Consider the following 17,884-nt stretch of genomic DNA (forward strand, 5'->3'; position numbering starts at 1 on the left):
TCGATGCATCTACTTCTGGCCCAACAGGGAACAATCAGCGACGGGGACGAGGCCATCGACCTCGGCCAGTCGCCGGGCGATATCCTGTTCCTCTCGGCCGCCGACACCGAGCTTGCGGCGATCGCTGCGGCTCATTCCGGCGGGGCGGGCGGGCATACGCTCAGGCTTGCGAGCCTGATGAGCCTGAAGCATCCGATGTCGGTCGATACCTACGTCCAGCGCACGGCACGACATGCGAAGCTGATCATCGTGCGGGCGCTGGGTGGGGCGAGCTATTTCAACTATGCGCTGGAGGCGCTGCATGCGGTTGCCGCTCGTAACGGGGCGCTGATTGCGGTCCTGCCGGGGGATGCGCGGCCGGATGCGGGGCTGACGCCGTTTTCCAATGTGTCGCTTGAGGATCTGAATGCGCTGTGGGCCTATCTGATCGAGGGCGGCGACGCCAATGCGCGGGGCTTTCTTGCCTATGCCTCGGCCATGCTCTCGGGGGTGGAGAAGCCGGCGCCAGCCGCGCCGCTGATGAAGGCGGGGATCTGGTGGCCGGGGCGGGGGCTTGTCGGGGTTGAGGAGTGGCGGCGGCTTGCCAAAGCCGAAGTTCGCGTCCGGCAGGGGACGCCACCTACTGTCGCCATCGCCTTCTACCGCGCCCTCGTGCAGAGCGGCGAAACCAAGCCCGTCGAAGCCTTGATCGAAGCCCTCCAGCAGCAAGGCCTGCGCCCGTTGCCGGTGTTCGCCTACAGCCTTAAGGATCCTGTCTCCAAGGGCATTCTCGAATCCATCTTCGCCGAATTGAAGCCCGAGGTCGTCATCAACACGACAGGCTTTGCCGTCTCCGCACCCGGCGCCGATCGCGAGCCGACGGTGCTGGAGGCTAACGACGCGATCGTGCTGCAGGCAATCTTCTCCGCTTCGTCGCGAGAGGCCTGGGCCGCTTCGCCGCAGGGATTGTCGGCGCGTGATCTCGGCATGAATGTCGCGCTGCCGGAGGTGGATGGCCGGGTGCTGTCGCGCGCCGTCTCCTTCAAATCAGCGGCGCGCTACGACGCTGCGGTCGAGGCCAACATCGTTTCCAGCGAGCCGGATGCCGGGCGCATGAACTATGTGGCATCGCTTGCCGCCAACTGGGCGCGGCTGCGGCAGGTGCCGGCGGAGGGCAGGCGGGTTGCGCTCGTCATGGCGAATTATCCGAACCGTGACGGACGGCTCGGCAATGGCGTCGGCCTCGATACGCCAGCAGGCACCATCGAGGTGATGCGGGCGATGGAGAAGGCCGGTTATCCGGTCGCCGATATCCCTGCCGATGGTGATGCGCTGATACGGCACCTGATGGCGGGGCCGACCAATTCCGGCTTTGATGGCAAGGTCGTGCGCGAGCAGCTTTCACTGAGTCGATACAAGGATTTCCTGGAATCTCTTCCTGCTCAGATTCAGGATGAAGTCAGCGCGCGCTGGGGTGCGCCGGAAGCCGATCCCTATGTCCGCGATGGCGCTTTCGCGCTGCCTTTCGCCCGGTTCGGCGACTTGCTGATCGGTATCCAGCCGGCGCGCGGTTATAATATCGATCCGAAGGGAAGTTATCACTCGCCCGATCTCGTGCCGCCGCATGGCTATCTCGCCTTCTATGCTTTCCTGCGCGGGGAATTCGGCGCGCAGGCAGTGATCCACATGGGCAAGCACGGCAATCTGGAATGGCTGCCGGGCAAGGCGTTGGCACTGTCGGAGACCTGCTACCCCGAGGCGATCCTCGGGCCGCTGCCGCATCTTTATCCCTTTATCGTCAACGATCCCGGCGAGGGCACGCAGGCCAAGCGCCGCACTGCCGCTGTTATCATCGACCATCTGACGCCACCGCTGACACGGGCCGAAAGCTATGGGCCGCTGAAGGATCTGGAGGCGCTGGTCGATGAATATTACGAGGCATCGGGCGGCGATCCGCGCCGTATCCGCCTGCTCAGCCGGCAGATCCTCGATCTCGTTGCCGATATCGGGCTGGATCGGGATGCGGGGATTGCCAAGGGTGAGGCCGAAGGCGAGGCGCTGAAGAAGCTCGATGCCTATCTCTGCGACCTCAAGGAAATGCAGATCCGCGATGGGCTGCATGTGTTTGGCGTGTCGCCTGAGGGACGGTTGCTGACGGATCTCACCGTGGCGCTGGCTCGGGTGCCGCGCGGGCTGGGTGAGGGTGGAGATGCGAGTTTGCAGCGGGCGATTGCTGGGGATGCGCTGAAAAACCCCTCCCCAACCCCTCCCCACAAGGGGGAGGGACTTTCCTCGGAACTTGCTTCACTCTCGGCGGCCACAGATGCGGCGGATACGGTGAGCCCAGCTAGCCCCTCCCACCTGTGGGGAGGGGTTGGGGAGGGGTCTTCTTTCGACCCTCTCGACTGCGACATGGCTGCCCCCTGGAGCGGCCCAACACCCAAAATCCTCGCAGACATCCTCGACGCCCCGTGGCGCACGAACGGCGATACGGTCGAACGCATCGAGCTGCTTGCAGCCAAGCTTGTCTCCGGCGAAATCACCTGCCCATCTCTCTGGTCCCAAACCAGAAGCGTGCTCGATGAAATCGACGCTCGTCTCAAACCCTCGATCCTCGCCTGYGGCCCGGCAGAGATCGCCAGTCTGCTGCGCGGCCTCGACGGCCGTTTCGTGCCGCCCGGCCCATCCGGCGCGCCGACGCGCGGGCGGCCGGATGTGCTGCCGACGGGGCGGAATTTCTACTCGGTGGACAGCCGCGCGGTGCCCACACCTGCGGCATACGAACTCGGCAAGAAATCGGCCGAACTGTTGGTCCGCCGCTATGTGCAGGATCATGGCGAGTGGCCCGTCTCCTTCGGGCTAACGGCTTGGGGCACGTCCAACATGCGCACCGGCGGCGACGATATCGCCCAGGCCTTGGCGCTGATCGGCGTCAAGCCGGTCTGGGACATGGCCTCGCGGCGGGTCACCGGCTACGAGATCATTCCGCAGGCCATGCTGCGCCGGCCGCGTGTCGACGTGACGCTGCGCATTTCCGGCTTCTTCCGTGATGCCTTTCCTGAGCAGATCGCGCTCTTCGACAAGGCGATCCGGGCTGTCGGCGCGCTGGAGGAAGATGCGGCTGACAATCCGATTGCTGGGCGCATGTGCGGTGAGGCGGCGCGGCTTGCCGCTGCCGGGCTTGACGAGAAGGCCGCGGCAAAGCGGGCCGGCTATCGCATCTTCGGGTCAAAGCCCGGTGCCTATGGTGCGGGTTTGCAGGCGCTGATCGATGAGAAGGGCTGGGAGCGGCGTGCGGATCTGGCTGAGGCCTATCTCGTCTGGGGCAGTTATGCCTATGGCGCGGGCGAAGAGGGGCAGGCCGAGCGCGGGGTCTTCGAGGAACGGCTGCGCTCCATTCAGGCGGTCGTCCAGAACCAGGACAATCGCGAGCACGACCTGCTCGACAGCGACGATTATTACCAGTTCGAAGGCGGCATGGCGGCGGCGGCCGAAGTGCTCGGCGGTGCGCGGCCGGCGATCTATCACAACGACCATTCGCGGCCGGAAAAGCCTGTTATCCGTTCGCTTGAGGAAGAGATCGGGCGCGTGGTGCGCGGGCGTGTCGTCAATCCGAAATGGATCGATGGCGTCATGCGCCATGGCTATAAGGGCGCCTTCGAGATTGCCGCGACGGTCGATTATCTCTTTGCCTTTGCGGCGACGACGGGGGCTGTCGGCAATCACCATTTCGAGGCGGTCTATCAGGCCTTCGTCGCCGACCCCAAGGTCCGCGACTTCATGGCCGAGAAGAACCCGGCGGCACTTTCCGAGATGAAGGAGCGGCTCATGGAGGCGATCGAGCGCGGGCTCTGGACGCCACGCAGCAACTCGGCGCAATTCAACCTCACTGAATCCAACGAAACCAAGAAAAGAGCAGGCAGCCAGCCATGACCGAAGAGCCAGTCGTACCAGCCGAAAAGGACGATGCCCGTCACGCCGAGAAGATGGCGAAGAAGAAGGCCGCCCGTGACAAGATCATGGCCAGCAAGACGGATGAGAAGGGCCTGATCATCGTCCATACCGGCAAGGGCAAGGGCAAATCATCAGCCGCCTTCGGCATGATTTTCCGCCATATCGCCCATGGCAAGCCGTCTGCCGTCGTGCAGTTCATCAAGGGCGCCATGTGGACGGGCGAGCGGGATCTGATCGAAAAGCATTTCTCCGATGTCTGCCAATTCCACACGATGGGCGAGGGCTTTACCTGGGAGACGCAGGATCGGGCGCGGGATGTGGCGGCGGCCGGTACGGCCTGGGAAAAGGCCAAGGAACTGATCCGCGACGAGCGCAATTCCATGGTGCTGCTCGACGAGATCAATATCGCGCTGCGCTACGACTATCTCGATATCAACGAGGTGGTGGAGTTCCTGAAAAACGAGAAGCCACACATGACGCATGTCGTGCTGACCGGCCGCAACGCCAAGGACGAACTGATCGAGATCGCCGATCTCGTCACCGAGATGGAGCTCGTCAAGCATCCCTTCCGCTCGGGCATCAAGGGGCAGCCGGGCGTGGAGTTCTAAAGCAATTCCAGCAAAAGTGCGTAGCGGTTTTGCGTCCGGAATTGCGTGAAAAGTAGAGCAATTCCAGCAAAAGTGCATAGAGGTTTTGCGTCCGGAATTGTGCGGAACAAACGCGTCAATTGGCGAGATGGCCGCGCAATATCGCGGCCGTTTCTTCATCGGACGGGAAGAGCGTTTCGATCGCCAGTTCCGACAGGGTGATATCGACGGGCGTGCCGAAGACGGTCGTTGTCGAGATGAAGGAAAGCAGGCCGGCTTTGGTCGAAAGTTGCAAGGACACGGCGATGCCGGCAAGGTCGGTGTGGGTTTCGCCAGCATCTTTGGGAGCCGGATAGGTCAGCAGTTCCTTCAGCAGCTTTTCCAGTACCGGATCGCCCGAGACCGAAATCTGCTGACGCAGCCGATCAAGGAGATGGGCGCGCCATTCCGAGAGATTGATGATGTGCGGTGCCAGCCCCTGTGGATGCAGGCTGAGGCGCAGCACGTTGACCGGCGGTTCCAGCAGGGATGGATCAGCAACGGCTTCGAGCAGTGGTGCGATGGCGGCATTGGCGGCAACTAGCGTCCAGTGGCGGTCGATGGCGACCGCCGGGAAGGGCTCGTGGCCTTTCAGCACCCTATCGATGGCGCGGCGCGCGGGCTCAAGGGCGGGATCATCCAGCTTGCGTTCGGCAAAGACGGGGGCAAAACCCGCAGCCAGCAGCAGCGGGTTCCGGTCGCGCAGAGGCACGCCGAGGCGTTCGGCGAGATGCAGCAGCATTTCGCGGCTCGGGGTCGAGCGCCCGCTCTCGATGAAGCTCAGATGCCGTTGCGAGATTTCGGCCTCCAGCGCCAGGTCGAGCTGGCTCATGCGCCGGCGCTGGCGCCATTCGCGCAGGTGATCTCCGAGAGAGCGGGCGGTCGGGGTCATCAGGCGGCTTCCGGCAGGAGATCGATGAAGCCACGTACGGATTTCAGCCTGCCGTCTTCGAGCTCGGCGAAATCCGTGCCCTTGATCAATGCTTCGCCATTTTCCGGGCCGAGGCCCCAGGAGAAGCGCAGGTTGTTTCCATAGCCATCGGCCGTGCCGATCAGCTCGAAGCGGAAGCCGGGGAAGCGGCTCTGCACTGCCTCGACCAGCGAATTGATCTGCTCATGGCCTTCGCCGCGCATCAGCGGATCGATATAGGTGGCGGCTTCCGCCCAGCTCTCGGCGATGAGAGCGCGGCGGCGTGCGGCATCCGTCTCGTTCCAGATGGTGAGGTAGCGCTCGGCGTTGGTGTTTGCGTCGTTTGTCGGGGCATCTGTCATCGGGTCATCTCCTTTTGATCGCCTTTCATATTCAGGCAGGTGGCATGTTCAGGCAGGGCGATCATCGGCGAAAGCGGTGCAGCCTATCAATTACGCGGGAGGTAATGGAAGGCTGATCAACAATCGGTTTTCACACAATTGCGGACGTAAAACCGCGGCATATTTTTGCTGGAATTGTTCATCTCGCGGCTTGGTGATTTGACAGGCGTGGAGGCAGCCCGGAGATTTGCGGCGACCCTTTTGCCCCGGAGGAGACATCGGTGAAAACCCGTTCATACAAAGCCTTAGCCGCATTCGCCATTGCTCTTCTCGGTGCATCCGCGACACAGGCGACTGTTATCGATGATTGGAATACGATCAAGGTGCCGGCAGCACCGGCGCTGAAGCCGGTCAGCGTGAATAGGTCGGATACGGCGCTGCTGCTGCTCGATTTTAACGGCGCGCAGGATCCGTCCAAGGGGCCGTGCAACTCGAAGAACAAGCCGCGCTGCATCGCCTCGCTTCCGAAGGTGGAAAAGCTGATGAACGAGGCGCGCAAGAGCGGCGTTCCCGTCATCTACAGCATCACCGGTGGTGCCACGAAGGGCGATATCGCCAGCGTGCTGGCGCCGAAGGAGGGCGATGCGATCGTACAAGCAGGCGCCAACAAGTTCATCAACACCGATCTCGAAAAGATCCTGACCGAGAAGCACATCAAGACCATTATCGTGACCGGCACGGCATCCGAAGGCGCGGTGCTGAATACGGCAGCCTATGCGGCGCTGAAGGGCATGAACGTCATCCTGCCCGTCGATGGCATGTCATCGACCAATCCTTATGCCGAACAATATGTCGCCTGGCATTTCGCCAATGCGCCGGGTGTTTCTGCCAAGACGACGCTGACCACGATTGATCAGATCACGTTCTAAAGCCCGAGCCAGACACGCAGCGGGTTTACGGGGTCGGAGAGCAGCTTCACCGCGAAAGCGATGCAGACGATGACGAGCAGCGGCTTTATGAGCTTTGCGCCGATGCGCATGGCGAGCCGCGAACCGAGCTGTGCTCCGAGGAACTGGCAGACACCCATCAGAAGGCCGATCTTCCAGAGCGTTGCACCGAAGCTTGCGAAGACGACGAGCGCGCCAAAATTCGAGCCGAGATTGAGAAGCTTGGTATGGGCGGTCGCCTTCAGCATGCCGAAGCCGGCAAGTGTGACGAAGGCCAGCATGAAGAAGGAGCCGGTGCCGGGGCCGAAGACGCCGTCGTAGAAGCCGATGAGTGGCACCAGCGTCAGGCCGAAGAGGAAGGGCGTCATGCGGCGGTGGGTATCGACGTCGTTGAGGTTCGGCTTGACGGCGAAGAAGATGGCGATTGCCACGAGCAGCACCGGCATGACGGCCTGCAGCACCTGGCCGGGGACGAGTGTGGCGAGGGCTGCACCGAGCGCGCCGCCCATGACGGCCATCAGCGCCATCGGCAATTGTTCCGAAAGCTTCACATGGCCCTTGCGGGCATAGGCGATGGTTGCCGAGGCCGCGCCGAAGAGGGATTGCACCTTGTTGGTGCCGAGTGTCTGCAACGGCGGGATGCCTGCGATCAGCATGGCGGGAACGGTGATCAATCCGCCGCCACCGGCAATGGAATCGACGAAACCGGCAAAGAAGGCGGCCGCGCAGAGCAGCAGAAGCAGATGGATGGCAATGTCAGGCAAGATGCTATTCCGGGAGAGGTATGCGGGGGGCGGGGCTTTCGGGCGGCCTTGTTGCATTTCCCGCCTTGAGCTGCAATGGCTCCGGGGACACAGCGGGGCGCAATCGGCTGACGGGAATGAGCGAAATCACCATTGATGAGGCAAGGCGGCATGTGCTCGGGCTCGGCTGCGAGCGCGGGGCGCCTGATGGCGAGGTGATGGCGCTTGCCGTCGAGGCGTTGAGGGCGGCCCGTATCAGCGGGGCTGAGCTTGTTGCTGTTGCCTCGATTGATAGCCGCAGCGAAGAGCCGGCGATCCTCGCCGTTGCGGCGCATTTTTCCGTGCCTGTCGTGTTCTTCGATGCGGTGCGGCTGGAGGAGGAGACGCCGCGGCTCAGGAATCCCTCTGCCATCGTCTTTGCCCGTGTCGGCTGCCATGGGGTGGCGGAAGCGGCGGCCCTTGCGGCTCTTGGCATGGGTGCGGAGCTGGCGCTCGGCAAGATCAAATCTCAGCATGCGACAGCGGCCGTCGCCCGCATCGGGTTGCAGAAAGCCTGACGGGCGTTATGGTGGCGGCACTTCGCGGCGCCGTACGGCTGCCAGCGATTCGAATCCGGAGCATCTTCGTTTTTTGAATCACGAATGTGCTCTATCCCTTTGTTTTCACGCAATTCCGGGCGCAAAACCGCTGCAGATTTTTGCTGGAATTGCTCTGGAGGATACATATGCATAAGGTCATTTATGACACGGATCCGGGCGTCGATGACGCAATGGCGCTGCTTTTCCTGCACCGCCATCCCGAGATCGATCTGATCGGCATCACCACGATTTTCGGCAATGCCTCGATCGAGACGACGACGCGCAATGCGCTGTTCCTGAAGAGGGAATGGAATATCGCAGCACCCGTTGCCAAGGGCGCCAATGTCACCATCGATCCTGCGCGTCATGAGCGTCCGTGGCCGACCATGGTGCATGGCGAGAATGGCCTCGGTGATATGCCGGTGCCAGATACCATCGACCTGCCGGTCGATCCGCGCCCGGCGCATCGCTTCATCATCGAAACCGTGCGCGCCAATCCGGGCGAGGTGAGGCTGGTTGCCGTCGGCCGCATGACCAACCTGGCCCTGGCGCTCAAGGAAGACCCCGAGATTGCAGGCCTCGTGAAGGACGTCGTCATCATGGGCGGCAATTTCTATGTGCCGGGCAATGTCTCGCCGGTTGCTGAAGCCAATATCCATGGCGATCCGGAAGCGGCCGATATCGTCATGACTGCGCCGTGGAAGGTCGTCGTCATCGGCCTCGATGTGACCGCGATCACGACGATGAGCCGCAGCTATCTCGGGGAGATGGCCGCCAGGGGCGACAAGGCGGTCAAGCAGCTCGATACGCTTTCGCAGTCCTATATCGACTTCTACAAGCATGCGGTCGAAGACGGCATGATGGTGCATGACAGCTGCGCCAGCGTCTATGTCGTGGCGCCCGAGCTGTTCACGACGATCACGGGCGCCGTGCGTGTTGTCTGCAGCGGCATTGCCGATGGCCAGACGGTGATCAAGCAGGATGGCCGCCGGTTCCCGCCGGGCGACTGGGATGGCCTGCCGAGCCAGATCGTTGCCACCGGCATCGAGTCGGAAAAAGTGCTCGAGCTGATCCGCGAGACGCTGCTGCGCCTCTGATGGCTTCAACGGGCCGGTCCCGCATGCCTGCGGCCGGCCCGTTTCCATATTCTGGAATCCAATCAAATTGTTATATGCGTTTCTTCTGAAGCTGATTCCGCTTCTTCGAAAATTGAGTCTCGGCCATTTTGTCAACTTCCGGTGCGCCGCCACTGATGGCGTTGACCTCGTCTGCTGCCGGGCCTAGATCAGCGGGATGATAGATCGCGCATTCTCACATCTGCCGGCGCTGGAGCCGGGCAGCGTCTGGCTCGTTGGGGCCGGTCCCGGCGATCCGGGCCTGCTGACGCTGCTTGCCGCCAAGGGGCTTTCCGAGGCCGATGTGATCGTCCATGACGCGCTGGTCAACGAGGAATGTCTGAAGCTCGCGCGGTCAGGGGCGGAGCTGGAGTATGCGGGGAAACGCGGCGGCAAACCCTCGGCCAAGCAGCGGGATATTTCGCTTCGGCTGGTGGAGTTGGCGCGGACCGGCAAACGCGTGCTGCGGCTGAAGGGCGGCGATCCTTTCGTCTTCGGACGCGGCGGGGAAGAGGCGTTGACGCTGGTCGAGCACAATATCCCGTTTCGTATCGTGCCCGGCATTACCGCTGGCATCGGCGGGCTTGCCTATGCCGGGATTCCGGTGACGCATCGGGACATCAACCATGCCGTGACCTTCCTCACCGGCCATGATTCCTCCGGCATCGTGCCTGACGCGATCAACTGGGAGGCGATCGGCAAGGGCTCGCCCGTCATCGTCATGTATATGGCGATGAAACATATCGCCCAGATCAGCGCCAATCTGATTGCTTCGGGCCGTTCGGCTTTCGAGCCCGTGGCCTTCGTCTGCAATGCGGCGACCGGCGACCAGCAGGTGCTGGAGACGACGCTTGGCGAAGCGCCTGAAGCCGTTGCCGCCTCCGGTCTGGAACCGCCGGCGATCGTCGTCGTCGGCGAGGTGGTGCGGCTGCGTGCCTCACTCGACTGGCTTGGCGCGCTTGGCGGTCGGCGGCTGCAGCCCGATCCCTTCAGGCACGCCGGCGGCCAAGGGAAGGAGACAGCATGAGCGGGTTGCTGATCGCTGCACCATCCTCCGGTTCCGGCAAGACCACGGTGACACTTGGGTTGCTTCGTGCGCTGCGCAATCGCGGCGTCGCCGTCGCACCCGGCAAGGCCGGCCCTGATTATATCGATCCGGCCTTTCACGCGGCAGCAAGCGGCACGCTCTGCCTGAATTTCGATCCCTGGGGAATGCGGCCAGAGCTGATTTCCGCCAATGCGACGCTGCACCGCTCCGGCGACCGGGTGCTGCTGATCGAGGGCATGATGGGCCTCTTCGATGGTGCTGCGGACGGGCGCGGCACGGCGGCGGATCTCGCGGCCCAGCTCGGACTTTCGGTCGTGCTCGTCGTCGATGCTTCGCGGCTGTCGCAATCGGTGGCGCCGCTCGTCAGCGGCTTTGCCGGTTTCCGCGCCGATGTGCGCATCGCAGGTGTCATCCTCAACAAGGTCGGCAGCGACCGGCACGAAGCGATGCTGCGCCAGGCGCTGGAAGCGATCCGCATGCCCATCGTTGCCGTCATCCGCAAGGATGCGATGCTGGCCCTGCCGGAGCGGCATCTTGGGCTGGTGCAGGCCGGCGAGCATGGTGCGCTCGAGGAGTTCATCGACTATGCGGCCAATGCCGTTTCCGAAGAGTGCAATTTCGAATTCCTGATGCGCATCGCGCGCCAGGGCATGAACCGGCCGTCGGCTGCCAATATTGCCCGGCTGATGCCTTTCGGCAGGCACATCGCCGTTGCCCGCGATATCGCCTTTGCCTTCTGCTACGAGCATATGCTGCTTGGCTGGCGGCGGCGCGGGGCGGAGATTTCCTTCTTCTCGCCGCTCGCCGACGAAGGCCCGTCCGAGGCTGCCGATGCGATCTATCTTCCGGGTGGTTATCCCGAACTGCATGCGGGCAGGCTCGCGGCTTCGCAGAATTTTGCAGCCGGCATGAAAGCTGCGGCAGATCGCGGCGTGCGCATCTATGGCGAATGCGGCGGCTACATGGTGCTCGGCGACGGGCTGATCGACGGGCAAGGCGCGCGCCATGAAATGCTCGGCCTGCTGCCTGTCGTCACCAGTTATGAGACGCGCAGGCGGCATCTCGGCTATCGCCGCGTCACGCCGCTCGACGGCGCGTTCTTCGACAGGCCGATGACGGCGCATGAATTCCACTATTCGACGATCGTCTCCGAAGGGGAGGCCGACCGGATGTTTGCCACGCAGGATGCGCTCGGCAACGATCTCGGCCTAGCCGGCTTGCGGCGCGGGCAGGTGGCCGGCTCCTACATGCATCTGATCGATCTTGCGGGAGCAGCCGCATGAATGCGCCGATCGTGCATGGCGGCGGCATTACCGCGGCGGCAGCAAGCTTCGGCGGCCGGCTGGAGGATTGGCTGGATCTTTCGACCGGCATCAATCCCAATCCGGTGGCGCTGCCGGAGATACCAGCGCGGGTGTGGCACCGCCTGCCGGACCGGCATCTGGTCGAGACGGCGCGCTTTGCTGCGCGGGATCATTATCGCAGCGGCGCGATCCTGCCGCTTCCGGTTCCCGGCACGCAATCGGTCATTCAGCTTCTGCCGCGATTGATAGAGGTCGGCAGGCTTTCAGCCGCCGGGGGCAAGCGGGTGGCGATCCTGTCGCCGACCTATGGCGAATATGCCCGCGCTTTCAGCTCTGCTGGTTTTGTGGTCGATGCGGTCAGCGATATCGATGACGTCGGCGCGCAGCACGAGCTGGCAGTCGTCGTCAATCCGAACAATCCGGATGGCCGCATACACTCATCCGACAGGCTGGAAGCACTGCATGATCGGCTGAAGGCGGCAGGCGGTTTTCTTGTTATCGATGAGGCTTTCGGGGATACGAGCCCGGAAGCGAGCCTCGTGCCGCGTGCAGCAGGGCTTTCGAACCTGATCATCTTCCGTTCCTTCGGCAAGTTCTTCGGCCTTGCAGGGCTCAGGCTCGGCTTTGCCATTGCACGGGGCGATATCCTCCAGCATTTCGAGGACTGGCTCGGTCCTTGGGCGGTGTCGGGGCCGGCCCTGTTTCTGGCGGGTTCGCTCTTGAATTCGGATGTCTCCGCCATTACCCGCTCGATTGCCGAGCGCCAGGCAGGCCTGCATGCCGTGCTTGCCGGAGCAGGGCTTGCCGTTGCCGGCGGCACGCTGCTTTTCACCCTCGTTGCCGACGCGAAAGCCGGTGACATTTACACGACTCTCTGCCGCCATCATATTCTCGTCCGCCGGTTCGATTATGCACCGGACTGGCTGCGCTTCGGCCTTGCGCCGGATGCTGCGGCGGATGGACGACTTGCCGCGGCCCTTCGGAGCTTTAACCGATGAATCTGGATGAACATTTTCTCGTGCTGGTTCTGGCCCTGCTGCTTGACCGCATCATCGGCGATCCGCAATGGCTGTGGATGCGCGTGCCGCATCCGGTCGCCATTTTCGGCCGGGCGATCGGCTATTTCGACCAGCATTTCAACCGCGAGAGCCTGAGCAAGGCGCAGCGCCGGCAGAATGGCGTGGTGGCGATCCTGGCTCTGTCGGGGCTCGCCGTCGTCACCGGCCTGGTGCTGCATTGGTTCTTGATGCTCTTTGGCCCCGTCGGTATCCTGCTCGAAGTCTTCTGTGTGGCGATTTTCCTGGCGCAGAAGAGCCTGTCGGATCATGTCGCGGCGGTCGCAGCGGCGCTGAAGAGCGACGGCCTCGTGGGCGGGCGCAAGGCGGTGTCGCGTATCGTCGGGCGCGATCCGGAAACGCTGGATGAGCCGGGTGTCTGCCGTGCAGCAATCGAGAGCCTCGCCGAGAATTTTTCCGATGGCGTGGTCGCGCCGGCCCTCTGGTTTGCGATCTTCGGCCTGCCGGGCCTGTTCTTCTACAAGATGCTCAATACAGCGGATTCGATGATCGGCCACCGCTCGGAAAAATACGTCGATTTCGGCTGGGCCTCGGCGCGGCTGGACGATATCGCCAACTGGCCGGCGGCGCGCCTCTCCATCCTGCTGATCGCCGTCGGCGCCGGCATCCGCCGCGGCACAGCGGCCTTCCGCGATTCCTTCCGCGTCGGCATCCGCGACGGCAAGCTGCACCGCTCGCCGAATTCCGGCCGCCCGGAAGCGGCAATGGCCGGCGCGCTCGATCTCCAGCTTGCCGGCCCGCGCGTCTATTCCGGTGTCGTCGTGCGTGAGCCGATGATCAACGGCACGGGCCGGGATGTGGCGACGGCAGGCGATGTGGAGGACGGGATTTCGGTCTTCCAGGCCAGCTGCATGGCGCTGACGCTGCTCACCTTCGTGGCCTTCGTCTGCCTGCTGTGAGCCAGGAATGTCCTATCCGGAAGAACAGCTGTGGGAGAAGATCAATGACGGCTGGACCTGCATGTCCTTCCAGCAGCGGCGTTTCTGGGATGCGATCCGGCGCCCGCCCGAGGAATGGGAATTGCCTGGCTACGACCGTTGCTGGGTCGTGGCGCTGATCGGTTCGACTGCGATCTATTACAATCACTTCGAACATGGCTTCAATCGATCGACATGGACGCAATATGGTGTGATCGATCATTTCCAATCCCTGCAGGATGGGTTGGACGAGGCTGTCCAGCGGCAGCTCGACGTGCTGGATGCCGGTTACGACATCGGCCCCTGGGCGAGTCCGCCAATTCCCGGCGAATATCCTAAGTCCTAGCCTGGCTGGCGGACCATCCTGTAGGGAGATGAGAAACGGTGATCGTCGGAAGCAGCAACGTTTTCGCAATTGAAAGCGAGATCACGGAAGCGGTGCCAAACATAGCGCAACTCGCCTTGGGCTTTTTCGTCATTCACATCAACGGCTGGGTCTTTGGTGTCAAAGAACCTGACGCAACGATGTTGGGATGTTCCTTTGGCGAAGTGAGTAACCGTCTGCGGCGCCGCGGAACACATTCATTTGCCGTTTTGGATGATGTCGATCCTGTGACGATTGCTCAAGCTTACCTTGATGCCATTTACAGGGGCGGGCCGCGAACCGGTTATTTTGGACTTTCGCAACAGGGATTTGCCGATGCTGTCCATTCCAGCGCCGTGAGATGGGCGCCGGATGGAGACGAGGCCTTTGACGATGGAAGTTATGTGCTTCAGTTTGATGTAGGTAACAGAATTCGCCTTGTTGGCTTCGTCAACACCGACTTTGCCAATGATGTTCCCGCCACGGTCAAGGAGATATGGCTGGACGCTGATTTCTTCTATGATGTTCTGTCGCGCTGGAGAAACCTCTTTGCCTCGGAACGGGAAAATCGATTGGCTCGCAGGCATAATACTTAGCCGTGCCTTAGTTGGCTTGCCATCTCCTAGCCAGCAGCCACACCGCCAGCACAGTACTCAGCAGGCCGAGGGACAATGGCAGGCCCTGGTGGCCGATCAGTTGCATCGCCACGCCCGTTGCGGGCGAGCCTGCGATGCCGCCGAGGCCCCAGACGAGGGCGAAGGCGGCGTTGCCGGCGATGAGGGACTGGCCGGTGAAGCGCTCGCCGAGCTGGATCAGCGACAGGGTGTAGATGCCGAAGGAGACGCCGCCCCAGGCGAAGAACAGTGGCCAGATGAGCCAGGTGTCAAAGACAACAGGTAGGAGCAGGCAGCCGGCGAGCGAGGCGAGCACGCAGAAGAGCAGGGTAGGGCGGGAGCCAAATTGTTCGGCGAGCCGGCCGAGGACGATCTGCAGCACGGCATTGCCTGCGATGAAGCAGGTGATCAGCGCGGTGATGCGCGATTCGGGGCTGCCGAGGGCTGCGCCATAGACGGCGAAGAGGGCAAGCAGGATCTGCTCGAAACCGGCGGCAACGAAGACGGCGACGAGCAGGAGCGGCGCCAGCATGAAGAAGCCGCCGACAGATATGGCTTCGCCCTCCTGCGGCATGTCGGGCAGTCGTCTTGTGACGGCAAGCACGATCAGGCCGCAGACGAGGAAGGCGAAAATACCGATCAGGAAGGGCGGCCAGCCCTCCGTACCGGCAAGGCCGAGGGATAGCGGACCGATGGCGAAGCCGCCTGATACGACGGACGAATAGAGGCCCATGATGCGGCCGCGGCGCGCGGCGGGCGTGATGGCGAGCAGCCAGGTTTCGCTGATCACGTAGAGCGGATTGGCGAAGACGCCGAGCAGGAAGCGCAGCGGCATCCAGGCCCAAATCTCCTGCGTCCAGGCGATGGCAATCAGGCTGAGCGCTGCGAGGATCGAGCAGAGGATGGCAAGCCGTCCGGCGCCCACGCGGCGTGACAGGGCAGGAATAAAGGGTGCGGAGACGATGAAGCCTGTTGGCGTCATGGCGGCCGACAGGCCGATCAGGCCTGATGGTGTTTTCTGCCGCTCCAGGATGAAGCTCAGCAGCGGATAGGTCAGGCCCTGCGCCATGGCGAACACCGTGACGGTGGCGATGATGCCTGCCATCGCGGCCCATGGAATGCGATCTTCGCGTGGCGATATCGGGCTGCGCCGGTCGATCGTTACGGCTGGAGGAAACTGGCTATCGTCTGTCATCGGACATTCGCCTCACACGTGCCAGAAAAAGCCGGTGGTCTCAGAGCCTGCCTGTTGTTCCGTCAGGCCGATATCGTCGATCAGAACGGGGCTGATTTTGGACCGTTGCTTCCGTTCGCGGCGGATGCGGATGCGCCAGAACCAGCGCGTGATCGCGCTTCGCAGGATGATCAGGCTATTGTGCCGGCGCGACAACTTTTGACATGGGGCTGATGCAAGGATGCAGCAATCGCTCATGATAAACTCCATGGGTTTGAAGGTCCGGGAACTTGGATTTCACCTCGGACCTTCGATTTCAAAGGATGCTGGAGTCTGGAGGATGCGGCGCGGAGCGTAATTAAGCGCTTCCAAAAAGTTCGCAAAAACTTCCAAAGTGACTAAACAGGTCAAAACAGGATTTCACCCCATCAGGACAATAAGGACATGACCGCCTCATCTTCCTTTCTCGGCCTTCCCGATCACCTGGCCGATGGCCGTTTGCCCCGTGCGGTGATCTTCGCAGCCGCGCACGGCAGCACCTATCCCGGCAAGGACAGCAGCGGTTATGCGCTGGCCGCCGGCGCCATCCGCGCTGCGAGCCAGGAGGATGCCGGGCTCATCGAGCATTGGGATTTCGATCTCGGCGGCCCGCTATTTGCCGGCAAGCCGATCTCCTGTATCGACGCCGGCGACATCGAGACCATCATGCATGACAATGCCGGCAACCGCGCCCGGATCGAGGCGACGACGCGCGAAATCCTGGCGCTATCGGCCGTACCGATCCTGCTCGGGGGCGATTGTTCTGTGACCTTTCCTTTCCTCGCCGGCTTTGCGGATCAGGGGCCGGTCTGGGTCCTGCAGATCGACGCCCATATCGACTGGCGCGACGAGGTGCATGGCGAGCGCTACGGCTATTCAAGTCCGATGCGTCGGGCGAGCGAGATTCCGCATGTCGCCGGTATGGTGCAAGTCGGTCTGCGCAGCGTCGGCAGCGCGAGAATCGCCGAGGTGGAAGCGGCGCAGCACTATGGTAGCCGCTTTGTCACTGCTCGCGAGATCCACACGGCGGGTGTCGAAGCTGCTCTCCGGCATATTCCCGAGGGCGCGCGGGTCGTCGTCACGCTCGATTGCGACAGCATCGATCCCGGCATCATGCCGGGCGTGGCGGCGCGTACCCCTGGCGGCCTTACCTACACGCAGGTGATCGACCTGATCGCCGGCCTTGGCAGGCGGGCGAGAATCGCCGGGTTTGACCTGGTCGAGTTTTATCCTCCGGCTGATATCGACGGCCTGTCGGCGCTGATCGCGTCGCGCGTGCTCGTCAATGCGGTCGGCGCTATCGTCAGGCAGGATTGAAACGCTTCCAGCTCGCGGCAATTGGTATCGGTGCATTTCGATTCTAGGCGACTTTGCCCAGACGTGGCTCGGTCCCAGCCAGCAGCCGCCTGATATTGGCGCGATGGCGCACAATCACGTAGATCCCGCCTGATATTACCAGCAGCCGATAGGGCAACGGTTGCTCCAGACCGCAGACGAGAGCGATGGCCGTCAACGCTGCCAGCATCGAACTCAGGGAAACAATGCGGAAGGCGGCCAGCGCAAGGCAGAAGACCGCCGCAGCACCCAAACCGACGGGCCAGGACATTGCCAGCAACACGCCGAGCCCCGTCGCAGCCGACTTGCCTCCCGTAAAGTTCAGCCAGATCGAACGGCCATGCCCCAACAGCACGCCAAGGCCGGCCAGGCAAACAGCCCAAGGCTGCGCGCTTTGCAGATCAGACGCTGTCGGCGGGATGCCTGATGAGACTGTCGAGAGCCAGAGATAAAACCAGCGGGCAAAGACGACTGCTGCGACACCTTTCAGCACGTCGATCAGGAGAACTGCCAAGGCAGGCCATTTACCGAGCGTTCTGAGTACGTTCGTTGCTCCGGTGGATCTCGAGCCATGCTCGCGGATATCCATGCCCTTGAGCAGTTTGCCCGCCAGATAGCCCGTGGGCAGGGAGCCGAAGAGATAGGCGACCGCCAGTCCCACCAGACTTGCTATCCAGAAAACCATGGGTGTACCTCGACGCTCTATTTCAGCCGGTAATTATCTGATCGAACACGATTAAACCAGTCGCGCTTCGGATGCCACGCGCATGAGCGGACGAAATTGTCCGCGGGAATGCCGAGATCGAATGGCATCAGGCAG

General features: G+C 62.6%; 18 protein-coding genes. 12 read left to right on the forward strand and 6 right to left on the reverse strand.

Features of this window, described 5'->3' with window-relative positions; all coding sequences use genetic code 11:
• The first annotated feature begins 3 nt into the window (after positions 1–3).
• Entirely contained in the window at positions 4–3,912 is a 3,909-nt protein-coding gene (cobN, locus tag AC1DM5_RS17130; protein WP_477975311.1) for a cobaltochelatase subunit CobN, read from the forward strand.
• Positions 3,909–4,541, forward strand: a complete 633-nt coding sequence (cobO, locus tag AC1DM5_RS17135; protein WP_477819382.1) for a cob(I)yrinic acid a,c-diamide adenosyltransferase — start codon at positions 3,909–3,911, stop codon at positions 4,539–4,541. Before cobN ends, cobO begins: the two co-directional genes overlap by 4 nt.
• 115 nt (positions 4,542–4,656) lie before the next feature.
• On the opposite strand, the gene AC1DM5_RS17140 is transcribed toward cobO, so the two are convergent.
• Positions 4,657–5,451: a helix-turn-helix domain-containing protein gene (locus AC1DM5_RS17140; RefSeq protein ID WP_477819381.1), complete on the reverse strand. Its 795-nt coding sequence runs from the start codon at positions 5,449–5,451 to the stop codon at positions 4,657–4,659.
• Complete coding sequence (locus AC1DM5_RS17145; protein ID WP_477819380.1) at positions 5,451–5,831, reverse strand: nuclear transport factor 2 family protein; 381 nt, start codon at positions 5,829–5,831, stop codon at positions 5,451–5,453. Before AC1DM5_RS17145 ends, AC1DM5_RS17140 begins: the two co-directional genes overlap by 1 nt.
• 260 nt (positions 5,832–6,091) lie before the next feature.
• Between AC1DM5_RS17145 and AC1DM5_RS17150 the strand changes: the two genes are divergently transcribed.
• On the forward strand, positions 6,092–6,739 hold the full coding sequence (locus AC1DM5_RS17150; protein WP_477819379.1) for an isochorismatase family protein: 648 nt from the start codon (positions 6,092–6,094) through the stop codon (positions 6,737–6,739).
• Here AC1DM5_RS17150 and AC1DM5_RS17155 read toward each other — a convergent pair.
• Complete coding sequence (locus AC1DM5_RS17155; RefSeq protein WP_477819378.1) at positions 6,736–7,521, reverse strand: TSUP family transporter; 786 nt, start codon at positions 7,519–7,521, stop codon at positions 6,736–6,738. The genes AC1DM5_RS17150 and AC1DM5_RS17155 overlap by 4 nt on opposite strands.
• 116 nt (positions 7,522–7,637) lie before the next feature.
• On the opposite strand from AC1DM5_RS17155, the gene AC1DM5_RS17160 reads away from it, so the two are divergent.
• From AC1DM5_RS17160 to AC1DM5_RS17195, 8 genes are all read left to right on the forward strand, one after another.
• The gene (locus AC1DM5_RS17160) at positions 7,638–8,057 is read left to right on the forward strand and encodes a cobalamin biosynthesis protein (RefSeq protein WP_477819377.1); all 420 of its coding nucleotides are present in this window, start codon (positions 7,638–7,640) and stop codon (positions 8,055–8,057) included.
• Between the two features lie 167 nt (positions 8,058–8,224).
• The gene (locus AC1DM5_RS17165; protein ID WP_477819376.1) at positions 8,225–9,175 is read left to right on the forward strand and encodes a nucleoside hydrolase; all 951 of its coding nucleotides are present in this window, start codon (positions 8,225–8,227) and stop codon (positions 9,173–9,175) included.
• Positions 9,176–9,371: 196 nt separating this feature from the next.
• Complete coding sequence (gene cobA, locus AC1DM5_RS17170; RefSeq protein ID WP_477975313.1) at positions 9,372–10,220, forward strand: uroporphyrinogen-III C-methyltransferase; 849 nt, start codon at positions 9,372–9,374, stop codon at positions 10,218–10,220.
• On the forward strand, positions 10,217–11,524 hold the full coding sequence (locus AC1DM5_RS17175) for a cobyrinate a,c-diamide synthase (RefSeq protein ID WP_477819374.1): 1,308 nt from the start codon (positions 10,217–10,219) through the stop codon (positions 11,522–11,524). Before cobA ends, AC1DM5_RS17175 begins: the two co-directional genes overlap by 4 nt.
• On the forward strand, positions 11,521–12,543 hold the full coding sequence (gene cobD / locus AC1DM5_RS17180) for a threonine-phosphate decarboxylase CobD (protein ID WP_477819373.1): 1,023 nt from the start codon (positions 11,521–11,523) through the stop codon (positions 12,541–12,543). The genes AC1DM5_RS17175 and cobD overlap by 4 nt, the downstream gene beginning before the upstream one ends.
• Entirely contained in the window at positions 12,540–13,520 is a 981-nt protein-coding gene (gene cbiB, locus AC1DM5_RS17185; RefSeq protein ID WP_477975315.1) for an adenosylcobinamide-phosphate synthase CbiB, read from the forward strand. Before cobD ends, cbiB begins: the two co-directional genes overlap by 4 nt.
• 7 nt (positions 13,521–13,527) lie before the next feature.
• A complete protein-coding gene (locus AC1DM5_RS17190; protein ID WP_477819371.1) occupies positions 13,528–13,884 on the forward strand; it encodes a hypothetical protein in 357 nt (118 codons plus the stop codon).
• Positions 13,885–13,922: 38 nt separating this feature from the next.
• The gene (locus tag AC1DM5_RS17195; RefSeq protein ID WP_477819370.1) at positions 13,923–14,498 is read left to right on the forward strand and encodes an Imm42 family immunity protein; all 576 of its coding nucleotides are present in this window, start codon (positions 13,923–13,925) and stop codon (positions 14,496–14,498) included.
• 7 nt (positions 14,499–14,505) lie between these two features.
• Here the strand turns inward: AC1DM5_RS17195 and AC1DM5_RS17200 are convergent, their stop codons facing one another.
• Positions 14,506–15,711, reverse strand: coding sequence for an MFS transporter (locus AC1DM5_RS17200; protein WP_477819369.1), 1,206 nt, complete (start codon positions 15,709–15,711; stop codon positions 14,506–14,508).
• 12 nt (positions 15,712–15,723) lie between these two features.
• Positions 15,724–15,948: a DUF1127 domain-containing protein gene (locus AC1DM5_RS17205; protein WP_477975317.1), complete on the reverse strand. Its 225-nt coding sequence runs from the start codon at positions 15,946–15,948 to the stop codon at positions 15,724–15,726.
• Between the two features lie 186 nt (positions 15,949–16,134).
• On the opposite strand from AC1DM5_RS17205, the gene AC1DM5_RS17210 reads away from it, so the two are divergent.
• A complete protein-coding gene (locus AC1DM5_RS17210; RefSeq protein ID WP_477819367.1) occupies positions 16,135–17,046 on the forward strand; it encodes an agmatinase in 912 nt (303 codons plus the stop codon).
• A gap of 43 nt (positions 17,047–17,089) precedes the next feature.
• On the opposite strand, the gene plsY is transcribed toward AC1DM5_RS17210, so the two are convergent.
• Complete coding sequence (plsY, locus tag AC1DM5_RS17215) at positions 17,090–17,749, reverse strand: glycerol-3-phosphate 1-O-acyltransferase PlsY (RefSeq protein ID WP_477819366.1); 660 nt, start codon at positions 17,747–17,749, stop codon at positions 17,090–17,092.
• Positions 17,750–17,884 lie beyond the last annotated feature (135 nt).

The sequence above is a fragment of the Rhizobium sp. 01T437 genome, assembly GCF_056398505.1.

Excerpts from the sequence above, each read along its gene's own strand:
- cobO (WP_477819382.1), top strand. The coding sequence starts at position 3,909 with ATGACCGAAGAGCCAGTCGTACCAGCCGAAAAGGACGATGCCCGTCAC.
- AC1DM5_RS17190 (WP_477819371.1), top strand. The coding sequence starts at position 13,528 with ATGTCCTATCCGGAAGAACAGCTGTGGGAGAAGATCAATGACGGCTGG.
- AC1DM5_RS17140 (WP_477819381.1), bottom strand. The coding sequence starts at position 5,451 with ATGACCCCGACCGCCCGCTCTCTCGGAGATCACCTGCGCGAATGGCGC.
- AC1DM5_RS17145 (WP_477819380.1), bottom strand. The coding sequence starts at position 5,831 with ATGACAGATGCCCCGACAAACGACGCAAACACCAACGCCGAGCGCTAC.
- cbiB (WP_477975315.1), top strand. The coding sequence starts at position 12,540 with ATGAATCTGGATGAACATTTTCTCGTGCTGGTTCTGGCCCTGCTGCTT.
- AC1DM5_RS17210 (WP_477819367.1), top strand. The coding sequence starts at position 16,135 with ATGACCGCCTCATCTTCCTTTCTCGGCCTTCCCGATCACCTGGCCGAT.
- plsY (WP_477819366.1), bottom strand. The coding sequence starts at position 17,749 with ATGGTTTTCTGGATAGCAAGTCTGGTGGGACTGGCGGTCGCCTATCTC.
- cobA (WP_477975313.1), top strand. The coding sequence starts at position 9,372 with ATGATAGATCGCGCATTCTCACATCTGCCGGCGCTGGAGCCGGGCAGC.
- AC1DM5_RS17160 (WP_477819377.1), top strand. The coding sequence starts at position 7,638 with ATGAGCGAAATCACCATTGATGAGGCAAGGCGGCATGTGCTCGGGCTC.
- cobD (WP_477819373.1), top strand. The coding sequence starts at position 11,521 with ATGAATGCGCCGATCGTGCATGGCGGCGGCATTACCGCGGCGGCAGCA.
- AC1DM5_RS17200 (WP_477819369.1), bottom strand. The coding sequence starts at position 15,711 with ATGACAGACGATAGCCAGTTTCCTCCAGCCGTAACGATCGACCGGCGC.
- AC1DM5_RS17165 (WP_477819376.1), top strand. The coding sequence starts at position 8,225 with ATGCATAAGGTCATTTATGACACGGATCCGGGCGTCGATGACGCAATG.
- AC1DM5_RS17205 (WP_477975317.1), bottom strand. The coding sequence starts at position 15,948 with ATGAGCGATTGCTGCATCCTTGCATCAGCCCCATGTCAAAAGTTGTCG.
- AC1DM5_RS17175 (WP_477819374.1), top strand. The coding sequence starts at position 10,217 with ATGAGCGGGTTGCTGATCGCTGCACCATCCTCCGGTTCCGGCAAGACC.